Annotated in this window: 24 protein-coding genes; 16 read left to right on the forward strand and 8 right to left on the reverse strand. The window is 68.0% G+C overall.

Features of this window, described 5'->3' with window-relative positions; translation table 11 throughout:
- Positions 1-1,788 (forward strand): methyl-accepting chemotaxis protein (locus tag QZT59_RS12065; protein WP_290816377.1); only part of this gene is annotated, 1,788 nt, incomplete at its 5' end.
- 594 nt (positions 1,789-2,382) lie between these two features.
- Here the strand turns inward: QZT59_RS12065 and aspS are convergent.
- Positions 2,383-3,687 carry an aspartate--tRNA(Asn) ligase gene (aspS, locus tag QZT59_RS12070; RefSeq protein WP_290816380.1) on the reverse strand — a complete coding sequence of 435 codons (1,305 nt, stop codon included), beginning with the start codon at positions 3,685-3,687 and terminating at the stop codon, positions 2,383-2,385.
- A 174-nt stretch (positions 3,688-3,861) separates the two neighbouring features.
- Here aspS and QZT59_RS12075 point away from each other — a divergent pair, with 174 nt between their 5' ends.
- The gene (locus QZT59_RS12075) at positions 3,862-4,701 is read left to right on the forward strand and encodes an NAD-dependent deacetylase (RefSeq protein ID WP_394348654.1); all 840 of its coding nucleotides are present in this window, start codon (positions 3,862-3,864) and stop codon (positions 4,699-4,701) included.
- A gap of 112 nt (positions 4,702-4,813) precedes the next feature.
- On the opposite strand, the gene QZT59_RS12080 is transcribed toward QZT59_RS12075, so the two are convergent.
- The 4 genes from QZT59_RS12080 to dcd form a co-directional block, all read right to left on the reverse strand.
- Positions 4,814-5,515, reverse strand: a complete 702-nt coding sequence (locus QZT59_RS12080) for a phosphoglycerol geranylgeranyltransferase (RefSeq protein ID WP_290816383.1) — start codon at positions 5,513-5,515, stop codon at positions 4,814-4,816.
- A gap of 109 nt (positions 5,516-5,624) precedes the next feature.
- Positions 5,625-6,416 carry a class I SAM-dependent methyltransferase gene (locus QZT59_RS12085; RefSeq protein WP_290816386.1) on the reverse strand — a complete coding sequence of 264 codons (792 nt, stop codon included), beginning with the start codon at positions 6,414-6,416 and terminating at the stop codon, positions 5,625-5,627.
- 1 nt (position 6,417) lies between these two features.
- Positions 6,418-7,317, reverse strand: a complete 900-nt coding sequence (locus QZT59_RS12090; RefSeq protein ID WP_290816388.1) for a thiamine-phosphate synthase family protein — start codon at positions 7,315-7,317, stop codon at positions 6,418-6,420.
- 182 nt (positions 7,318-7,499) lie between these two features.
- On the reverse strand, positions 7,500-8,099 hold the full coding sequence (gene dcd, locus QZT59_RS12095; RefSeq protein ID WP_290816392.1) for a dCTP deaminase: 600 nt from the start codon (positions 8,097-8,099) through the stop codon (positions 7,500-7,502).
- Between the two features lie 192 nt (positions 8,100-8,291).
- Between dcd and pth2 the strand changes: the two genes are divergently transcribed.
- Both pth2 and QZT59_RS12105 read left to right on the forward strand, forming a co-directional pair.
- Entirely contained in the window at positions 8,292-8,630 is a 339-nt protein-coding gene (gene pth2, locus QZT59_RS12100) for a peptidyl-tRNA hydrolase Pth2 (RefSeq protein ID WP_290816395.1), read from the forward strand.
- A 480-nt stretch (positions 8,631-9,110) separates the two neighbouring features.
- Positions 9,111-9,869, forward strand: coding sequence for a hypothetical protein (locus tag QZT59_RS12105; RefSeq protein WP_290816398.1), 759 nt, complete (start codon positions 9,111-9,113; stop codon positions 9,867-9,869).
- Positions 9,870-9,941: 72 nt separating this feature from the next.
- Here the strand turns inward: QZT59_RS12105 and QZT59_RS12110 are convergent, their stop codons facing one another.
- Complete coding sequence (locus tag QZT59_RS12110; protein ID WP_290816401.1) at positions 9,942-10,337, reverse strand: hypothetical protein; 396 nt, start codon at positions 10,335-10,337, stop codon at positions 9,942-9,944.
- Between the two features lie 263 nt (positions 10,338-10,600).
- Between QZT59_RS12110 and QZT59_RS12115 the strand changes: the two genes are divergently transcribed.
- The 10 genes from QZT59_RS12115 to QZT59_RS12160 all read left to right on the forward strand — a co-directional run bounded on the left by QZT59_RS12115 (position 10,601) and on the right by QZT59_RS12160 (position 15,838).
- The gene (locus QZT59_RS12115; RefSeq protein ID WP_290816404.1) at positions 10,601-11,254 is read left to right on the forward strand and encodes an alpha/beta fold hydrolase; all 654 of its coding nucleotides are present in this window, start codon (positions 10,601-10,603) and stop codon (positions 11,252-11,254) included.
- A 78-nt stretch (positions 11,255-11,332) separates the two neighbouring features.
- Complete coding sequence (truD, locus tag QZT59_RS12120; protein WP_290816407.1) at positions 11,333-12,700, forward strand: tRNA pseudouridine(13) synthase TruD; 1,368 nt, start codon at positions 11,333-11,335, stop codon at positions 12,698-12,700.
- Positions 12,701-12,795: 95 nt separating this feature from the next.
- Positions 12,796-13,518 (forward strand): DUF2103 domain-containing protein, encoded by a 723-nt coding sequence (locus QZT59_RS12125; protein WP_290816410.1) that lies wholly within the window; start codon positions 12,796-12,798, stop codon positions 13,516-13,518.
- Positions 13,519-13,682: 164 nt separating this feature from the next.
- Positions 13,683-13,892, forward strand: a complete 210-nt coding sequence (locus QZT59_RS12130; RefSeq protein WP_290816413.1) for a hypothetical protein — start codon at positions 13,683-13,685, stop codon at positions 13,890-13,892.
- 42 nt (positions 13,893-13,934) lie between these two features.
- On the forward strand, positions 13,935-14,201 hold the full coding sequence (locus QZT59_RS12135) for a 50S ribosomal protein L37ae (RefSeq protein WP_290816416.1): 267 nt from the start codon (positions 13,935-13,937) through the stop codon (positions 14,199-14,201).
- Between the two features lie 5 nt (positions 14,202-14,206).
- Complete coding sequence (locus tag QZT59_RS12140; protein ID WP_290816419.1) at positions 14,207-14,341, forward strand: DNA-directed RNA polymerase subunit P; 135 nt, start codon at positions 14,207-14,209, stop codon at positions 14,339-14,341.
- A 43-nt stretch (positions 14,342-14,384) separates the two neighbouring features.
- Positions 14,385-14,651, forward strand: coding sequence for a KEOPS complex subunit Pcc1 (locus QZT59_RS12145; RefSeq protein WP_290816445.1), 267 nt, complete (start codon positions 14,385-14,387; stop codon positions 14,649-14,651).
- 53 nt (positions 14,652-14,704) lie between these two features.
- The gene (locus tag QZT59_RS12150; RefSeq protein ID WP_290816422.1) at positions 14,705-15,103 is read left to right on the forward strand and encodes a prefoldin subunit beta; all 399 of its coding nucleotides are present in this window, start codon (positions 14,705-14,707) and stop codon (positions 15,101-15,103) included.
- A gap of 87 nt (positions 15,104-15,190) precedes the next feature.
- Positions 15,191-15,466, forward strand: coding sequence for a DUF3194 domain-containing protein (locus QZT59_RS12155; protein WP_290816425.1), 276 nt, complete (start codon positions 15,191-15,193; stop codon positions 15,464-15,466).
- A gap of 234 nt (positions 15,467-15,700) precedes the next feature.
- Positions 15,701-15,838: a hypothetical protein gene (locus tag QZT59_RS12160; protein ID WP_290816427.1), complete on the forward strand. Its 138-nt coding sequence runs from the start codon at positions 15,701-15,703 to the stop codon at positions 15,836-15,838.
- Between the two features lie 67 nt (positions 15,839-15,905).
- On the opposite strand, the gene QZT59_RS12165 is transcribed toward QZT59_RS12160, so the two are convergent.
- Complete coding sequence (locus QZT59_RS12165; RefSeq protein WP_290816430.1) at positions 15,906-16,460, reverse strand: GMP synthase subunit A; 555 nt, start codon at positions 16,458-16,460, stop codon at positions 15,906-15,908.
- A gap of 115 nt (positions 16,461-16,575) precedes the next feature.
- The gene (locus QZT59_RS12170; RefSeq protein WP_290816433.1) at positions 16,576-17,793 is read right to left on the reverse strand and encodes a proteasome-activating nucleotidase; all 1,218 of its coding nucleotides are present in this window, start codon (positions 17,791-17,793) and stop codon (positions 16,576-16,578) included.
- A gap of 121 nt (positions 17,794-17,914) precedes the next feature.
- Here QZT59_RS12170 and QZT59_RS12175 point away from each other — a divergent pair, with 121 nt between their 5' ends.
- Both QZT59_RS12175 and mre11 read left to right on the forward strand, forming a co-directional pair.
- A complete protein-coding gene (locus QZT59_RS12175; protein ID WP_290816436.1) occupies positions 17,915-18,196 on the forward strand; it encodes a helix-turn-helix domain-containing protein in 282 nt (93 codons plus the stop codon).
- A gap of 194 nt (positions 18,197-18,390) precedes the next feature.
- A partial coding sequence (mre11, locus tag QZT59_RS12180) for a DNA double-strand break repair protein Mre11 (RefSeq protein WP_290816439.1) occupies positions 18,391-19,817 on the forward strand: 1,427 nt, incomplete at its 3' end.

A 19,817-nucleotide genomic window follows, 5' to 3' on the forward strand; every position in this document is an offset into this window, starting at 1 on the left:
CACGACGATCACGGTGGTCACGACGACCACGACGACCACGGAGATCACGACGGCCACGACCACCCGACGTACGATACCGAAGAAGAGGCCGTCGAGGCCTCCGAAGAACTCGGACTCGGCGGCGAGGTCCACGAGATGGAGGACGACGACGGCGAGACCGTCTACGCGCCGGGGAGCGACCACGAGGAGTACATGGAAGCCCTCGAGGAGCACCACGACGACGGACACGGCGACCACGAAGATCGCGAGATGATCGAGCACGACGACGACCACGGTGGCGTCATGTCGATGGGGTACGCCCACGTCGACGGGACGGACTGGGTCATCATGACCCACGAGCCGCGGTCCGAGGCGTTCGCGCTCCAGACCGACATCACCCGTTCGGTGATCGGACTGGTGCTGGTGTCGTTCCTCGGGTTGGTGCTGATCGGTGCGGTAGTCGGTCGAAACACCAGCACGTCGATCGGTCGGCTCGCGGAGAAGGCCCAGGAGATCGAGTCCGGAAACCTCGACGCCGAACTCGAATCCGGGCGCCGGGACGAGATCGGCCAGCTCTACGACTCCTTCGACAGTATGCGCGCATCGCTCAAGGATTCGATCGAGGAGACGGAAGCCGCCCGCGACCGGGCCGAAGAGCGCGGTGAAGAGATCGCGAACCTCGCGAGACACCTCCAGCAAAAAGCCGAAGGGTTCAGCGGGGTCATGGAGGCCGCCGCACGCGGCGACCTCACCGCCCGGATGAACGCCGACAGCGAGAACGAGGCGATGCGCGAGATCGCCGGCGAGTACAATCAGACGATGGCAGAGATCGAAGCGACCACGGACGAACTGAAGCGGTTCGCCGACGAAGTGGCGGCCCACAGCGAGGAGGTCACCGCCAGCGCCGAGGAGGTCCAGACGGCCAGCGGCCAGGTCACCGACTCCGTCCAGCAGATCTCGACCAGCACCGAAGACCAGCATCGCAAGTTCCAGCACGTCGTCGAGCGGATGGAAGACCTCTCCGCGACGACCGAGGAGATCGCCTCGCTGTCCGACGAGGTGACGTCGATCGCCGAACGGACGGCCACCGCCGGCATCCAGGGTCGGTCGGCCGCGAATCAGGCCGTCGGCGCTATGGACGAGATCGACGAGGACGCCGAAGACGCCGTCGACGAGATCGAGCGCCTGCAGAGCCAGATCGAACGGATCGAAGAGATCACGGAGTTCATCCAGGAGGTCGCCAAGCAGACGAACATGCTGGCGCTGAACGCGAACATCGAGGCCTCCAGAAGCGGCCAGTCCGACGAAGGATTCTCCGTCGTCGCCGGCGAGGTCAAGGACCTCGCGACGGACGTCCAGGAGTCCGCGGAGGAGATCGAGCAGCTGGTCGAGGAGGTACGTAACCAGACCGATCGGACCGCCGCGGAAGTCCGAGCGACCCGGGCAGAGATCTCCGAGAGCGCGGAAACCGTCGCCGACGCCGGCGAACGCCTCGACGAGATCGCCGAGTACGCCCGCCAGACCCACGACGGAACGGAAGAGATCAGCGCCGCCTCCGAGGAGCAGGCGGCCTCCATCGAGGAGGTCGTGGCCCTCGTCGACGAGGCCGAACGCCTCAGCGAACGCGTGACCGACGAGGCGAGTACGGCGGCCGCCGCGGCGGAAGAGCAGACGACCGCCCTCTCCGAGGTGACCCAGAGCGCCGGCAACCTCGCCGAACGGTCGCGGAGCCTGCAATCCCACCTCGATCACTTCGACACCGGGTCGGAGATCGACGCGGCGCCCCCCGAATCCGGCGCGGACGACTGACCGCCGTCCGCCGCCGGATCGTTCCGCAGGCCGTCGGCGGAGAACGGCCGGCTCCTTCGACCGCTGAGTGCGGAAGAATCCGACAGCCCTTCTCGATCGTACGACAGCGACTCGTGCCAGCACTCAAAACTCGCCCGGAGTACCGATAGCGAGCGCGCGCTACCGCGAACGTGAGATTGTCTCACTCCACAACGAAATCGGAAGCCGGCGACCCCGCGGAACCGACGGCGAGTTTCGCCAGCACTTGGCCCCTACGTCGGGAGCTCTGACGCCGGCGAGTTTCGCCAGCACTTGGCCCCTGCGTCGGGAGCTCCGACGCCGCCGAGTTCCGCCGGCGCCCGGCCCCTGCGTCGGGACCGTTGACGCTGACGACGGCCGTGGGTGTCTCCCCGCTCGTCCAGCTGACCCTCTGCGCCGTTGGGCCGGACGGTGAGGACCCGACGAGAAGCAGCCTCCTGACTTCACGCGGCGACGACGCGGGGTCTGTGCTCCCGAAGCATCTCCTCGACCGGCTGCGCCGTCGCCTACGGCGACAGCCGCCGACGATCCGGCGGGCCTCGCAGGCGAGCTTCGGTGGCTCTCAGAGACTTCGTCCTACGGACTCAGTCTCTGGCGATCCCGCGGGAAGAGAACCGCTTCCCGAATGTTGTCCAGCCCGAGGATCGTCATGAGCAAGCGCTCGCCGCCGAGACCGAAGCCGGCGTGGGGCGGCATGCCGTACTTGAACATCTTGGTGTAGTACTCGAACTGGTCGGGGTCGAGTCCCTGCTGTTCGAAGCCCTCGATGAGCTGGCCCTCGCGGTGTTCGCGCTGGCCGCCGGAGACGAGTTCCATCCGTGGGTGCATCAGGTCGAACCCGGTGGAGAGGTCGGGTTCCCCGTCGTGATCCTTGATGTAGAACGGCTTGATCTCGCTGGGCCAGTTCGTGATGAAGTAGTGGCTACCGACGTCCTCGCCGAGGGCCTTCTCCGCCTCGGTCGAGAGATCGTCGCCCCAGACGAGCTGCTCGTCGAGTTCGCCGGTGGCGTTGATCCGCTCGATGGCCTCCTCGTAGGTGAGTCGCGGGAACTCGCCGTCGGGAACCGCGAACTCCTCGTCGAGGCCGAGCGCATCGAGTTCATCGGCACACTCCTCGGCGATCGCCTCGTAGGCCGCGGTGACGACTTCCTCGGCGACGTCCATCGCGTCGCCGTCGTCGCAGTAGGCGCCCTCGAAGTCGATCGAGGTGGCCTCGTTCAGGTGCCGGGGCGTGTTGTGCTCTTCGGCGCGGAAGATCGGGCCGATCTCGAAGACCCGCTCGAGGTTGGAGCCGGCCGCGAGCTGCTTGAACAGCTGCGGGGACTGGTTCATGAACGCCTCCCGACCGAAGTAGGTGATCGGGAACAGTTCGGTGCCGCCTTCGGTACCGGTCGCGACGATCTTGGGGGTGGTGATCTCCGTGGCGTCGAGTTCGCGGAAGCGTTCGCGGACCGCCCGGAGCATCGCCGAGCGGATCTCGAAGACCGCCTGTACGTCGGGCTTGCGAAGGTCGAGCGTGCGGTTGTCGAGCCGCGTCGAGAGGTCGGCGTCGACCTTACCGGACGGATCGAGCGGGAGCTCGGGGTCGGCCGGGGCGATCACCTCGACCGTCTCGGGGACGACCTCCACGCCCGTCGGGGCGCGGGGTTCCTCCTCGACGGCTCCCGAGACCGAGACGACGCTCTCGCGCGCGGCGCCGAGGCCGGTCTCGACCAGCTCGTCGTCCATCTCGTCTTTCTCGAACTTGACCTGGATTCGTCCCGTCGAATCCCGGAGGATGAGGAACGCGATCCCGCCAAGGTCGCGAATCTCGTGGACCCAGCCGGCGACGGTGACCTCGTCACCCGGCTCGGCGTCTGCCGTGTAGGTTCGATCCTGCATACCTCCCAGTTGTCCAAGGCGGGACTTAAGCGCCCTTATTCGCGGCGGTGTCCGTTCGAACGGAGCGGCGGCCGCCCCGCGTCCGGTCCCGGCGGTGGAGCCGATGCCGACGCAACGGGTGCGTCCGCCGCGGGACCGCGCCACCTTTTCGGCCTCGGGGCGTACGGACCGAGTATGAGCGGACCGGACGAATCGATCGGCGACCTCGAGACGCTGGCAGGGGAGATCCGAACGACGGAGGGGGCCACGGTCCTGACGGGGGCCGGAATCTCCGCTCCCTCCGGCGTCCCCACGTTTCGCGGCGAGGATGGGATCTGGGACCGTTTCGAGGAGGGGCAGTTCGCGTACGGCCGGTTCCGGCGCGATCCCGAGGGGTTCTGGCGCGACCGGCTCGAACTGCGCCGGGCGATGTACGGCGAGGAGACCTACGAGCCGAACGCCGCCCACCGGGCGCTCGCCGAGCTGGGCCGGCGCGGGCACCTCGACGCGATCGTCACGCAGAACACCGACGGCCTCCACGGCGCGGCGGCGAGAGAGGTCGGCGGCGAACTCGACCGGAACGACGGGGCGTCGGTCGGCGCCGACGAGGCCAACCTCGTCGAACTCCACGGTAACTCGCGGCGCGTTCGTTGCACCGAGTGCGAGCGCCGACACGACGCTCGGACGGTGCAGACGCGGGTCGCCGACGGTGACGTTCCGCCGTACTGCGACTGCGGCGGGCTCTTGAAACCCGACGTCGTGCTCTTCGGCGAACGCCTCCCGGCGACGGCGCTCCAGCGGGCGCAATCGCTCGCCAGCGGCGCCGACGTCTTCCTCGCGGTCGGCTCCTCGCTCGAGGTAGAGCCCGCCGCCTCGCTTCCGCGAATCGCCGCCCGCAACGGCGCCACCGTCGCCGTGGTGAACCTCGAGGAGACGCCGGTCGACGACCTGGCCCGGCACGTGTTCCGCGCGGACGTAACCGAGATCCTGCCGGCGCTTCGGGACGAACTCGTCGACGCGGACGCCGCCGACTGAGGCGATCTCACTCGAACGGGGAGCCGACCACTCGCACAAGAACGGGGAGCCGACCACTCGCACAAGAACGGGGAGCCGACCACTCGCTCAAGGACGGAGAGCCGACCACTCCTCAGGCGTCTTTCGCACCCTCGACCGTCTCGCGAACCGCCTCGACGCCCTCGTCGTGAGCGAGATCGCCGACGACGATCACGTCCGCGTGGGTCGCCATCGAGCGTGCGGAATCGTAATCGCGGATGCCGCCCCCGTAGAAGAGCGTCGCCTCGTCGAGTCCGGCGGCGGCCGCGGCGACGTGGTCTTCCTCGCCGAGCGTGCCGGAGTACTCGACGTAGACGATCTCCTGGCCGAGCATCCGCTCCGCGACGGTGGCGTAGGCCCGAACCTCAGCCGGCTCGAGATCGCAGTCGGCCTCCGTGTAGGTGGCGACGTCGGAGTCGGGATTCAATACGATGTAGGCTTCGGTGGCCAGTCGATCCCACTCGACGTCGCCGTCCATCCGAAGCCACTCCTTGTGAGCGCCCGTGATCCAGAACGGCGAACCGGCGTTCACGACGGTCGGGATGAAGTAGCCCGACAACACCGGCGAGTCGACGACGACGTCGGGACTCGAGGGTTCCTGATAGAGGGGGACGTCGTGGTCGGCGCAGGCGTCGATCACCGCCGACATGTTATCGGCGGTCATCCCCGTCGTCCCGCCGACCTGAATGGCGTCGGTGCCGGTCGCACACAGCTCGTCGTAGGTCACGTCCGCCGGGAGCTCCTTGTCCGGGTCGAGCTTCAGGACGTGGTCCCACTCGCCCCACGGCGCGGTCATACCGCGTCGTTTCCCGGACCGACTCAAAAGCCCTCCGAAAACGGACCGGTCGCCGCTCCCCTCGCACCGATCTCGGTTCCGGATCCCCGCGCGCCCTGCTCGAGGGACGTCAGCGGCCTTCGTCAGCAGAGCGATCCCAGGCACCGTCCGCCGCCGAGACTACGCCGCCCGTGAGTCGGACGAGACCGAAGTGACGACGCTCCTCGAAGACCGCCCCCGACCGCGCACGGAGCCGGTCGTGGCCCGCGGCGATCTTCGCGTCGAGGCGCGCGGTCAGGTCCTCCTCGTAGCGGAACCTCGTCGTCGGCGGCGTCGAACAGACGACGATCGCGCGGAAGACGGCGTTCGCGGCGGGCGCGTACCACCGATCGCTCCGGGCGGCGTTGGCGAGGACGACGCGGCCGCCGGGACCGACGAGGTCGCACCAGTCGTCGACCACCCCGGCGGGGTCTTCGAGCATCCCGACGACGAACGTCGCGACGATCGCGTCGACGTCGTCGCGCGCTACCGCGTCGTCGCCACCACCGGTAGGGGGATCGCCGCCCAGCGGCGGTCGCGTCGCGTCCGCCCTGACGACGTGGACGTTGTCGAACCGGTCCGCGTGTTCGCGCGCACGACGCAAGACCGGCCCGGTGAAATCGATCCCGACGACGGTCCCCTCCGGACCGACGGCCTTCCGGAGGTACGGCAAGTTCGCGCCGGTCCCGCAGCCGAGCTCGACGACGGTGTCACCGGGTTCGAGGCGGGATGCCGCCGCGACGCGTCGCCGGAGCGCCGGGACGCCGGGCGTGTAACGCGCGATCAGGTCGTAGACCGTCGCCCACTGCCCGTAGAACTCCTGTGCGCTCGCGCCGCTCCCGGCCCCTCCCGAGGATCCGGCGGCGTCGGTCTCTCGAGCCATCTCAGACGAGTTCGCGGATCGCGTTCGCCACGGATTCGGCGTCCGGCCCGAGGACGTACGTGATCGGTTCGATCCCCTCGCCGCCCGTCTGGTAGAGGGCGGTCGCGCCGGGCTTCGCCGTGACCGCCTCGCCGACGCTCGCTTCGAGGTCGCCCGACTCGTCGAACTCGACGAGTTCGTGACCCGCCTCCGACAGCTCGGCCAGCAGCGTCGGGTCGTACCTGATGTTGCCCGCGGCCGCGGCCTCGCAGCCGTGTCGGCGCGCGGCCAGCAGGACGGAGGCGACGTGCTCGGAGACGCCGAACTCCGGGTCGGCCGGGATCGTCGCTCGCCCCTTCACGTCGACGATTCGGCCGGGGACGGCGGCGACGTCGTCGACCTCCTCGGCGTCCGGGATGCAGGCCACCAGGTTCGATCCGACGGCGGGGATGAGTCCGGCGGACCCGCTCGCGTTCTCGAGGATTCGCAATCCCCGCCGAAGCGAGGAGAGGACTCGCTCGCTCGTCCGCAGATCGCTCTCCGGGTCGTGAACGCGAAACGATGCGCCGTGGGAGGCGAGCCCCGGAACCGCATCTTCGTGCATCCTGGCCAGCAGGTCGCCGCCGCCCTCGAGTTCGCGGATCAGCACCTCCAGTTCGACGAGCGCACCGACGGGGGAAACGGACCCGTCGGCGAGGCCCTCACCCAGTTCCTCGACCAGGTCGGTCACCCGGTCGTCGGCCGCGATCCGATCGTTCACCGTCACCTCGCCGTGGGCGTACTTCGAGACGGCGCTCTGGCTGATGCCGAGCACGGCGGCGACCTCCCGCTGGGTGAGCCCGCGCTCGCGCAGGTCGGCGGCGAGCAGCGAGCGCACCGTGGGGAGGAACTCCTCGACGACGAGTTCCTCGACGAACTTCATTCCTTACCCGACCGTTCGGGGCGACGGGAAATAACTCTGCGGCCCGCTCGGCCGGTCGGCGCCGGTGGAGCGGGTGCCACCGGGAAGGGTGATGGGGCGGGGGAGCCAGCGGTACGGGGCGGGGGAGCCAGCGGTACGTGACGTGGGTCAAGCGTTGCGAGAGCCCCGGCACGAATCGGCGATCACTCGTCGCCGAGCTGGTCGCCGCCGAACTCGTGATCGCCGCCGATCTTCGACGCCTGCGGGCCCGACTGGTCCTGGTACTTCGAGCCGCGTTCGCTCCCGTACGGTCGTTCCGCGGGCGAGGAGAGTTCGGTGAACGTAAGCTGGGAGACGCGCATGCCGGGAGTCAACGCGACCGGCGCGGTCCCGAGGTTGGAGAGTTCGAGGGTGATCTGGCCTCGATACCCCGGGTCGCACAGCCCCGCCGTCGCGTGAACGACCACCGCGAGGCGGCCGAGCGACGAGCGACCTTCGACGTGGGCGATCAGGTCCGGCGGGATCTCCACGCGCTCGTACGTCGTCCCGAGCACGAAGTCGCCCGGGTGGAGGATGAAATCGTCACCTTCCTCGACGACGGTCTCGGTGACGTACTCCTCGACCTCCCGCTCGGCGTTCGGGTGGATGCACGGGATGTTGGTCCGGCGAAACTCGAGGAACTCGCTGCCGAGCCGAAGGTCGACGCTCGCGGGCTGGATCTGCAGGTCGAGATCGGCGAGCGGCTCGACGACGAGGTCGCCCGCCTCGAGCCGGTCGAGGATGTCCGCGTCCGAGAGGATCATGTGCGGGGACTCGCGCGGGACCGGTTAAAACTCTCGGATGGACCGGAGCCGGAACCGCGCGGCGCGAGACCGAACGCGTCGGCGCGACCCATGACCGCGGTCGCAGCCGAGAACGCCTCGACGTCGAACGTGGCCGCTGGGCTACCGGCACCGATCGTGGCCCCTATAGCGCTCGCCGCCGAGCGTCGAGGCATGAAGCAGGCGATCGTGGCCCGGACGGACGTCGGGATGGGAACGGGAAAGCTGGCCGCGCAGGTCGCTCACGCCTCGCTGTCGGCCTACGAGAAGGCGGACGACCGGACGCGACGCACCTGGAAGTCGGGCGGGCAGAAGAAGGTCGTGCTGAAGGGATCGAGCGAGCGCGAGCTCCACGAACTGTCGGCGATCGCGGACGCCGAAGGGCTCCCGAACGCGGTCGTCAGCGACGCGGGCCACACCCAGCTCGAGCCGGGAACCGTCACCGCGCTGGCCGTCGGACCCGGCGACGAGGATCTCGTCGATCGAGTGACCGGAGAGCTCTCGCTACTCTGAGCGCGTGAGGCGGGCGTCTCGGCCGGAAGGGGCGTTCGACCGCGGGTCCGGAACCGCAACCGACGGGCGCGGTAACGTCCGACGACTCCGATTCTGACGGTTTCGGCCTCGAAACGGGGCCCGGATCGACGAATCGATGACGTTCGTCCGGAGTGATAGTGGGGCGAAACCGTACCGGTTCGGTGACGCGCCCGCCCGACCGGTGGACGCCCGATTCGAGCAGCCTACAGTGCGCAAATCCGTCACGAAAGTAACACGGGATTACGGCACACGGCGGCGCCCCCGTCCAGATAGAGGCGGTGATTCGTCACATTCGACGATCGTTCGAGGCCGTGGACGGCCAGACGTGACAGATCGAAGGGATAATCTGGACAAGATTCACTTCCGATCGGGGACGGCGATGCCGCACGATCGTCTCACTTTTTGTCGAATTATTAGCACCCGCCATACGAAGAGCGTCCGAGACGGACCGTCCGAAGCATGCTCCCCGAAATCTACATGCAGCAAGTAACGGTCCCGGAGTACCTCCAGGACACCATCGCCCAGATGATCGCGTTCGTACCGCGATTGGTCGGCGCGCTCGTCATCCTGCTGATCGGGTGGGTCGTCGGCCGGCTGGTCGGCCGACTGGTGCGCGGAATCGCTGACGGCGTCGAACTGGACCGAATGGTCCTCGAGACGCCGCTCGGGCGCATCCTGGGCGGCACCGAGCGAGCCGTCTCAAGCGCCTTCGGAAAGCTCGGGAAGTGGTTCGTTTACGCCGTCGCCATCCTGGCGGCCGCGAACGCGCTGGCGATCCCCGAACTGTCGGCGTGGATCTCGACCGCCGTCACGTACCTGCCGGCGTTCATCGCCGGGCTGCTGGTCATCGTGCTCGGCTTCGTCGTCGCCGACTTCATCGGAGACGCCATCGAGCGGACCCGGGCGGCCGGACAGACCGCCTACACGTCCTGGTTCGCCAACGGCGCGCGGCTGTTCCTGTACTTCACCGCGATCGTCGTCGGCCTCGACACGATGGGGATCGACGTCGGTATCCTGTACGTCTTCGCCCGCGCGCTCGCGTGGGGCGTCGCTGCCGCGGTCGCGATCGGCGTCGGCGGCGCGGTCGCCCTCGGCGCTCGACCGTACGTCGAAGACAACGTCGATCGGTGGATGGGCCGAGCCGAGGCCGTCTCCCCGCAGGAGTCCGGACGCGGCGGCGAGCCGGGTCCCGGAGCGAGCCCCGGGGACGACGACTGAACCCCGGATCCGTCCACACCCGTCGCCATTGGGATGGATCACGGGAACCGTCCACACCCGCCGATACCGCAGTTACGCGGCGGGCTGGCGATCCCGCGGAAAGAGCGGACGCACCGGGACGACCAGATAGGACGTGACGCGTCGCGTTCGGTGGTCCGCACGCCGCTTCCTGATAACCGCGACCGTGTACGGGCCGTCGTACCGTTCCTCGACTCGCTCGAGGAATCGGTCGAACCGGTCGACGTCGAACGTCGACGCGGACACGACGTCCGTATTCGCCACCATTCCGTCGACGGTCCCGTACACGTCGAGGCTACCCTCACAGATCGCTTCGAGGTCGTCGACGAGAGCGCGAGCGTCCGCGACGATCGACTCGCCGTTGGGCAACCGCGTCGGTAATCGCACGTAAACCTGGTAGGCCCGCGGTCGGCTCACGAGTCGGCTCACGAACCGACGGAGTCCGCTCACCGTCTCACCCGCCCGCTACCCTGAATCGCTCGATCGACCTCGCCTCGGGAAGTCGTCGTTGGCACATCGGGTCCGACGCAGCGAGACGGTAAACGTCTACTGTTGTGGCCGGCGATTCCCAGCATCAGATTACTCCGGTTGCAGGTCCCTCGTCCCTCGCGGTCGTCGAAGCGGGGTGTCCGGGCGGTTCGACGGCTCGCGAGCGTCGACCACCTGGAACGCCCGCAGAACGGCTTTCCCTTCGGGCATCGTACCGGACGGGTGTGACGGACGAACCCGATCCGCACGGCGACCAGCCCGACGAACGCGCCGGCGTGGAACCGGCCGAGGCGAACGCCGCGGTCGTCCTCGTCCACGGACGCGGCGCCCGGGCACGCGGGATGCTCGACTTCGCCGAGGAGATCGACCGGGACGACGTCCACTACGTCGCCCCGCAGGCGGCCCGCGGCACCTGGTACCCGCAGTCGTTCACGGCGCCGATCGAGTCGAACGAACCGCACCTCTCGTCCGCGCTCGACCGGCTGGCGACCGTGCTCGACGACCTTCTCGGTGAGGAAATTCCGCCCGAGCGGACCGTCCTACTCGGGTTCTCCCAGGGCGCGTGTCTCGCGAGCGAGTACGCCGCCCGCAACGCCCGTCGGTACGGCGGCCTCGTCGTCCTCAGCGGCGGCCTGATCGGCCCGGAGGGGAGCGAATTCGAGTACGACGGATCGATGGACGGTACGCCGGTGTTTCTCGGCTGCGGTGACCGGGACCCCCACATCCCCGTCGAGCGCGTGGAAGAGACGGCGCTCGTCTTCGCGAATCGCGACGCAGACGTCGAAAAGCGAATCTACGAGGGGATGGGCCACGGGGTGATCCCGGACGAGATCGAATACGTCCGCGAGCTGGTCGGCGACGTGGCCGCTCGGGACTGAGCCGGGGGTCGAACTCGATCCGCGGTTCTCGCGGCGAGAACGAACGGATTTACGACTCCGATCCCAAGCGGACCACCAATGCGTCCCGCCCACCCAACGGAACGGGCCGTCGGCATGGCCCACTACGTCAGCGACGCCGACGGCGTCGGCGGCGTCCTTCGCTCGCGTGCCGAGCACTTCCGCGTCCGCGAAGTCGAGCGGTTCTCGACGGAGCCCGTCGACGCCGATACGGGCGCCTACGGGCACCTCGTCGTCCGCGCGACGTTGCGGAGCTGGGACACGAACGACTTCGTCGGCCGACTCTCCGACGCGCTGGGCATCAGCCGAGAGCGGATCTCGTGGGCGGGGACCAAGGACAAGTACGCGATCACCACGCAGCTGTTCTCGATCCGGGGGATCGATTCCGGGCGGCTCCCCGACGTGAACGGCGCCGAAATCGAGGTCGTCGGGCGCGCGGGACGATCGCTCCAGTTCGGCGACCTCGCCGGCAACGAGTTCGAAATCGCGGTGAGCGGTCCCGACCGTCCCGAACGGGTGACGGCGATCACCCGCGAGCTGGCGGCGTTCGGGGGCGCCGACGACCGATCGATCCCCGACCGGCCGAGCGCGATCGACGGGGTGGCCGTGGGCGTTCCGAACTTCTTCGGTCAACAGCGCTTCGGCAGTCGTCGGCCGATCACCCACGAGGTCGGACTGGCCGTCGTCCGCGGCGACTGGGAGGGCGCGGTGATGGCATATCTGGGAAATCCCCACGCGGCGGAGCCCGAACCGACGCGCAAAGCGCGAGCGTTCGTCGAGGAGACGCGCGACTGGCCGACGGCGCTCGATCGGTTTCCGGGCGGGCTCCGCTACGAACGGTCGATGCTCCACGAGCTCGCCGAAGCCGACGCGGTGGACGAAGCCACCTACCGGACCGCCCTCGAACGAGTCCCGTCGAACCTCCAGCGGCTGTTCGTGCACGCGGCGCAATCCTTCGCGTTCAACCGAATCCTGAGCGAACGCCTGGAGCGCGGGCTCCCGTTCGACCGACCGGTGGAGGGAGACGTGGCGTGCTTCGCGGACGCGGACGCGCCCGCGGGATTCGAGTTGCCGGACCCCGATCGGAGCCAGCGGGTGACCGGCCGGCGCGTCGAGTCGGTCGCGCGCCACTGCGAGCGCGGGCGCGCGTTCGTCACCGCCCCGCTGGTCGGGAGGGGGACCGAGCTGGCCGACGGCGAACCCGGCGAGATCGAACGGACGGTGCTCGACGAGCTCGAGCTCTCGCCGGAAGACTTCGACCTGCCGGGGGAGTTCGACTCGACCGGCACCCGTCGGGCGGTCCTCGTCCGAACCGACCTCGACGTACGGACGGATCCGCTCACCTTCTCGTTCGCGCTCCCGAAGGGCGCTTACGCGACGGTGCTTCTCAGAGAGTACCTGAAGGTCGATCCGGTCGATCTGGGATGAGCGGACCCGACGGACGGCTCTTCGGTCGGTGAGGTGGAACTCGACGGGCCGGCCCGAAGCGGTCCCGTTTTGAGTGCGGCCCCGAAACGACCGGCATGGAGTGTCGGCAGTGCGGGACGCCGATCGAGCGACCGGGAGACTTCTGTCTCGTCTGCCGAGAGTCCAACGCCGACGCGATCGTGCTCGCGGCCGACCGAGATCGAGCGACGATCTCGATGCTCGACGACGATTCGCTCGTCGGGGAGACGACGGTCACGACGATCCCCGAGGAGGGCGAGCGCGGCGTCGTCGAACTGCGGAACTTCGCGGGGCGACTCGCCGACGAGATCCGGCGCAAACGTCCGGAGGAAGTGTACGCCACCGGAGAACGGGACGTGATCCGGGCCGTTCGCGACGAAGTTCGCTATCCGTTCTATCGGATAGACGCCGACGCCGACGATCCCGTCGCGCACGTGCGCACCCACCGGGGGGACCGGGCGCTGGACGTCGTCGACGCGCCCCCGGCCGAGAAGATCGGCGGCAGTCACACGACCCTCATCGGCGGTCGAACCGGGATGCGGGCGATCACGACGATCGCCGGCCACCCGCACGTCAAGAAAGTGATTCCGGGCCCGATCGACGCGGGCGGGACGGGCTCACAGTCCGGGCTCCGTGCGAAGGTCGCCCGCGCCGACGACGGCGGCAACCTGCGACTGCTTTTGCGGGACGGCTCGAGCGTCCAAGAGAACCGAATCGTGACGACGGCTCGAGATCGAGAGACCGGCGAACGCGTCCGGGAAGACCTCAACGAGGCGCTGGACGAGGAGGAGCTACGCTAACCGTCCGCCGAAGCGAGAGCGCAACCACTCACTCGATCGGCCGGCCCGTCCGGCGTCTCGCCATCGTCGGGCACGGGTTCGTGACGTTCAGGAACCGATCGAAGAGACAATGCCTACCGGTTCTCCCGCGCTTTTCCGGCCGGAGGTAATGAGATATAATTACGATGGTCGACCGCCCGGACGTCGTCCTCGCCGCGATCCCGCTCCTGGCCGTCAGCGGCGTCGTCGTACGAACCGCCGTCGGCGCGACGGGCGTCGCGTCGGGGCTCCTCGCCGCGCCGCTCGCACCGATCGGGTACGCCGCCGCGCTCGCGTTGATCTGCTGGGAGGTGATCACCACCTCGGCCGCCGGTCGGGCCCGGGAACGGGCGTGACTCAACAGGTTTATTGGGAGCCTGGGGATAGGTACGGGTACTATGGCCGAGAAACGGAAGCGAACTGTCGGGAGCGCCGGCCGATTCGGCGCGCGATACGGTCGCGTCGCGCGACGCCGCGTCGCCGAGGTGGAATCGGACATGAAGAACGCGACGGTCGACGGCGACGACGTCACCCGCGTCGGTACCGGTATCTGGAAGAACGACGAAACCGGCGAGGTCTTCACGGGCGGCGCCTACCGCCCCCAGACGCCCGCCGGAAAGACCGTCACCCGATCCATCCGGGCCGCCCTCTCCGAAGACGAGTAATCTCCATGGCATACAAGTGCTCTCGCTGCAAGCGCGACGTCGAAATCGACGAGTACGGCGGCGTCCGCTGTCCGTACTGCGGCCACCGCGTCCTGCTGAAAGAGCGGAGCCGCGACGTCAAAGAAGTCGACGTCGAGTAGTCCCGTGTCCGACCGCGACGTCGCGGGAGACGCCGGCGGCCGCATGCAGGCCGTCCACGACGCGACGCTGGTTTTCGAGTACGAGCGCGAACGGAGAGCGCGGATCGTCGCCGAGAGCGTCCGTCCAGAGGTCGGCGAGATCGACGACGAACGCTCGCGGACGGCGCTCCGCCGGGAGGGGTCGGCCGTCGAAATCTCGATCGAGGCGCGCGATCTGACCGCCCTCCGTGCGGCCGCCAACACCTGGTTCACCCTCGTGAGCGTCGCCGAACGAGTCAACGAGCGCGGACGACGGACGACGATCGAGTGAGCGGACACGAGACAAAGCTTGGGTTTATCAGTCCGGATGGCGTTTCGCCGACCATGCAGGGTAATCTGCCACCGGAAGCACAAGAGAAGATCGAGGAGCTCCAGGGACTGCAGGAGACGGCCCAGACGGTCGCCATGCAAAAACAGGAGGCCGAATCCGGCCTGAACGAGGCCGAGACCGCCCTGGACGAACTCGAAGGGATCGACGAGGACACGACGATGTTCCGCCAGATCGGCGACCTCTTCGTCGAAACCGACTACGACCAGGCGGAGAGCGACCTCGAGGAGAAACAGTCGAACCTCGAGGTCAGACTCGAGACCCTCGAGAAGCAAGAAGATCGCGTCCAGCAGCAGTTCGAGCGCCTCCAGGAGGAACTCGAGGAGCTGCTCGGCGGCGGCGGCGCGATGGGCGGCCCGGCGGGCCCCGGCGGACCGGGCACCGGCGGCGCGTAACCGTCCGGGTCGAGGAACCTGGATACGGACGAATCGACGGACGAGGACCGAACGACGGACGAGGACTGTACGACGGTCATGAACTGAATGACGGACGAACCGACAGCCGTGAACGGACCGAACGAAGAGCCGACGGACGAAGAGGTGGTCCGCACGGCCGCCGAGGCCGCGGAGAGCGTCATCTTCGATCGGTACAAGCAGTCCGACGTCCGCGACGTGGACGTCACCGTCATCTTCGAAGACGGCGTCCTGGAGGTCGACGTCTACCTGGACGCACCGGACGAACCGGCCGACCCCGAGCGGGTGGCCGACGACGCGGCGCTGGCGGCCCGCGGGGCCGTCGACGAGCTCTTCGGGGAGTGACCGGAACCGCCCGGTTTCGGTCGGGGGCCGGTGTTCTGGGGGCGCGGGTTCTCGGGCGAATCCCGGACCGTGGACGGACGGCGTGACCCGGACCGTGGCCGGTCAGCGAAACCGCGGACGATCGACGGGAGAATTACCGGGCAACACCCGGTCGACGACCCACGACGCCGATCGGGCCGCGGGAACGACCGCCCGATCCGGTACGTTTATCGGGGCGTCGACTGACCGTCAGGTATGAACGCGGATCTCGGTCAGTTCGATCACCCGTCGTGGCACGCCGCGGCCGGAACGATACTCGGCTACGCGCTGATCATCGCGGTGATGACCGTCGCGCTGTTCGTCGTCCCGTACCTCGTTTTCGCGGCGCTGTAACGACGGTCGCCGACGGAGCGATCGATCGCGAATCCAGCGGGCGTGACACCGGCGGGGACCCCGGCGACTACGCCGACTCGCAAATATCGAGGAAGTTCTCGAAGACGACCTCGCCGCGTTCCGTGTGGGCGACCTCGGGGTGCCACTGGACGCCGTAGAGGTCACGATCGGTGTCGCTCATCGCTTCGACGCTGCAGACGTCGCTCTCGGCGGTGCGTTCGAACCCCGACGGGACCGCGGTCACCTCGTCCGCGTGGCTAGCCCACACTCGGGTCTCGGGCGCCAGTGAGCCGATCAACGGGTCCGTCTCGTCGAGGACGCCGACGGTGACGTCCGCGTAGCCGCCGTACTCGCCGCTCCCGACCTCGCCGTCCAGTTCGTGGGCCATGAGCTGCATCCCGAGACAGATGCCGAGAACGGGAACGTCCGCGTCCAGGTACGCGGGGCTGTGGCCGATGCGTTCGATGTCGGGGCCGCCCGAGAGGACGACGCCGTCGGCGTCGACGTCCGAAGGTGGGGTCTCGTTGTCGATCAGCTCGGTCTCGACCCCGAGGTCCCGGAGGGCCCGACGCTCCAGGTGCGTAAACTGACCGTGATTGTCCACCACGACGATCTTCGTCATTGTCGAACGTAGCCGGTCGGCGGGTAAAAACGGTCCGGAACGGCCTCGATGACGCCGTCGGCTCGACGTCGAGAACGCGAAAAACCGCCGATTCGCGCCGATGCGGGTGCGGGACTTACGCGAAGGTCTTCGACACTTCGGCCGTCTCGTCCGACTCCGCGCGGACTTTCTCCCAGGCGTTCCGGAAGTCCTCCATCCGGATCTCCGTGCGGTCGTCGCGGATGGCGAACATGCCGGCCTCCGTGCAGACCGCCTTCACGTCCGCACCGGAGGCTTCTTCGGCTTCCACGGCTAGTCCCGAGAAGTCGACGTCGTCGGCGACGTTCATGTCGCGGGTGTGGATCTCGAAGATGATCTCGCGACCCTCCTCGTCGGGCTTGGGGACCTCGATGAGGCGGTCGAACCGACCGGGGCGCAAGATGGCGCGATCCAGCATGTCGAAGCGGTTGGTCGCGGCGATGATCCGAATCTCGCCGCGATCCTCGAAGCCGTCCATCTCGCTGAGCAGCTGCATCATGGTCCGTTGGACCTCGGCGTCGCCGGAGGTTTTCGACTCCGTCCGCTTGGCGGCGATGGCGTCGATCTCGTCGATGAAGATGACCGCCGGCTCGTGTTCGCGAGCCACTTCGAAGAGATCGCGAACGAGTTTCGCGCCCTCGCCGATGAACTTGTGGACGAGCTCCGAGCCCGCCATCTTGATGAAGGTGGCGTCGGTCTGGTTGGCGACGGCCTTCGCGAGCATCGTCTTACCCGTCCCCGGCGGCCCGTAGAGCAACACGCCCGACGGGGGATCGATTCCGACGTCGTCGAACATCTCGGGCTTCTCCAGGGGCATCTCGACGGTCTCGCGGACCTCCTGGAGCTGGTCCTCGAGGCCGCCGATGTCCTCGTAGCCGACGTCGGGACTCTTGGTGACCTCCATCACGCGTGCGCGGACGTCAGTTTCGTTAGAGAGCGATTTGACGATAGAGAGGGAGTTGTTGACCGCCACGCGATCGTCGGGCTCGATGTCGTCGCGCATCTCGTCGGTGACCTCGGTGAGCGCCTCCTGATTGTTCCCGTGCTGTTTGATGATGACGCCCTCGTCCGTGAGCTCCTGGACGGTGGCGACGAACAGCGGCGACTGTTTCAGCTTCTTGTTCTCGTGGGTGAGCCGTTCGAGTTTCTGCTGATACTTGTTGTTCTCGGCGTTCGCGTCGAGGAGTTTGTCCCGCATCTCCTCGTTTTGTGTCTCGAGGACTTCCAGGCGTTCCTCGAGGGCACGTATTTTCTCCTGTTGGGACGTGTCCTCCTCGTCGTACGGGAGATCCACGTCTTCCACAGTGTCGCTCATCACCACACCGTAGGGTATTCCTTCATAAGAGGTTTCGGGTCGACTAACCCCTCCAAAAATAACTTGCAGGCATCATTTGAAACGGCAAATATTATTAGGCCGTATCCAGAAGAGGAGGATGATGAGCGCTTCAGAGCGGTTCGGACGGGAGCAAGAATCGGAGCCTGAACCCGGCGGCACGTGGGACGACGTCCGCGACCTGCCGCCGAGCGCCAAGCTGGTCGCGAAGGTCCTCGAGTACAACGAGACGATGACCCAGCAGCAGCTCGCAGAGGAGACGTTGCTGCCGGCGCGAACGGTCAGGTACGCCCTCACCAGGCTCGACGACGAGGGCGTGATCGAGTCGCGCTTCTCGTTTTCGGACGCGCGCAAGCGCCTCTACAGTCTCGACATCGAAACCTGACCGCGTCTCGGCATCGAAGCCTGACCGCGACTCGACGTCGAAGCCTGACCGCGACGGGCCTCGTCCGGTGATCGCGCGTACGGACCTCGACCGAGGACCCCGGACGGGCGGCGATCCCGCGCCGACCGTTCGCTCGAGATAACTTTCACTCCGGTCGCGGAACCCCTTTAGGGGCCGCTCACCAACGTCGACCGATGACGCGGGTGATTCACACGGGCGATACCCACATCGGCTATCAGCAGTACAATTCGCCCGACCGACGGCGGGACTTCCTCGATGCGTTCCGCGACGTGGCCGAGGACGCCGTCGAGGACGAGGTCGACGCGGTAGTCCACGCGGGCGACCTCTTTCACGACCGTCGGCCCGGTCTCGTCGACCTTCAGGGAACGATCGAGGTGCTGCGGACGCTCGAAGACGCCGGCGTCCCGTTCCTCGCGATCGTCGGCAATCACGAGACGAAGCGGGACGCCCAGTGGCTCGACCTCTTCGCGGATCTCGGACTGGCCACCCGACTGGGTCGGGAGCCGGTCGTCGTGGACGACGTGGCCGTCTACGGGTTGGACTTCGTCCCCGTCTCCCGTCGGGACGCACTCGAGTACGCGTTCGCCGAGCCGCCCGACGCCACCGACCACGCGGTCCTGGTCGCCCACGGGCTGTTCGAACCGTTCCCGCACGCGAACTGGGACACCGAGACGGTCCTGGAGGAGTCGACGGTCGACTTCGACGCCGTCTTGCTGGGCGACAACCACGCCGCCGACACGGCGGAAGTCGGCGATGCGTGGGTCACCTACTGCGGCTCGACCGAACGAGCGAGCGCCAGCGAGCGAGACGCCAGGGGGTACAACCTCGTCGAATTCGACGAAGACGTCGCCATCAGCCGACGGTCGATCGCGTCCACCCGCGATTTCGCGTTCGTCGACCTCGACCTCGACGACGGCGAGGGAATCGATCGCGTACGCGAGCGCGTGGGCGAGTACGAGCTCGAGGACGCGGTCGTGATCGTCACGGTCGAAGGCGACGGCGAGCCGTTTCCGCCGGCGACCGTCGAGGAGTTCGCCGCGGACCGCGGCGCGCTCGTCGCGCGGGTCAACGACAGACGGGAGATCCAGGACGACCGGGACGTGTCGATCCAGTTCGCCGATCCGGACGCGGCCGTCCGGGAGCGAATCCGCGACCTCGGGCTGAGCGACGCCGCTCGGGACATCGACGGGACGGTCCGCGACACGGCGGACGTCGCCGCGTCGAACGTCCGCGAAACGGTCGAACGGCGCGTCCGGGAGGTGCTCGAAGACGATCCGTCCGCCCTCGAACCGGCTGACGACGGGTCGCCGGGCGAGACGCCGATCGGATCGGACGACCCGGATGGCGAACCCTCCGACGCTGAGGGCGGGGAACCCGAATCCGCGGCCGCTGCGGATCGGACCGGCGGACCCGAACCGGCACCAACGACCGACGATGATGACTCGTCGGAGTCGGCCCGAACGACCGAGCACGGAGAGCCGAGAGAACCGGCCGCAGCCGAAACCGACGACGAACCGGTCGCAGCCGAAACCGACGACGAACCGGTCGCAGCCGAAACCGACGACGAACCGGCCGCAACCGATACCGACGACGAACCGGC

The sequence above is a fragment of the Halovivax sp. genome, assembly GCA_007119345.1.
GTDB lineage: Archaea > Halobacteriota > Halobacteria > Halobacteriales > Natrialbaceae > Halovivax.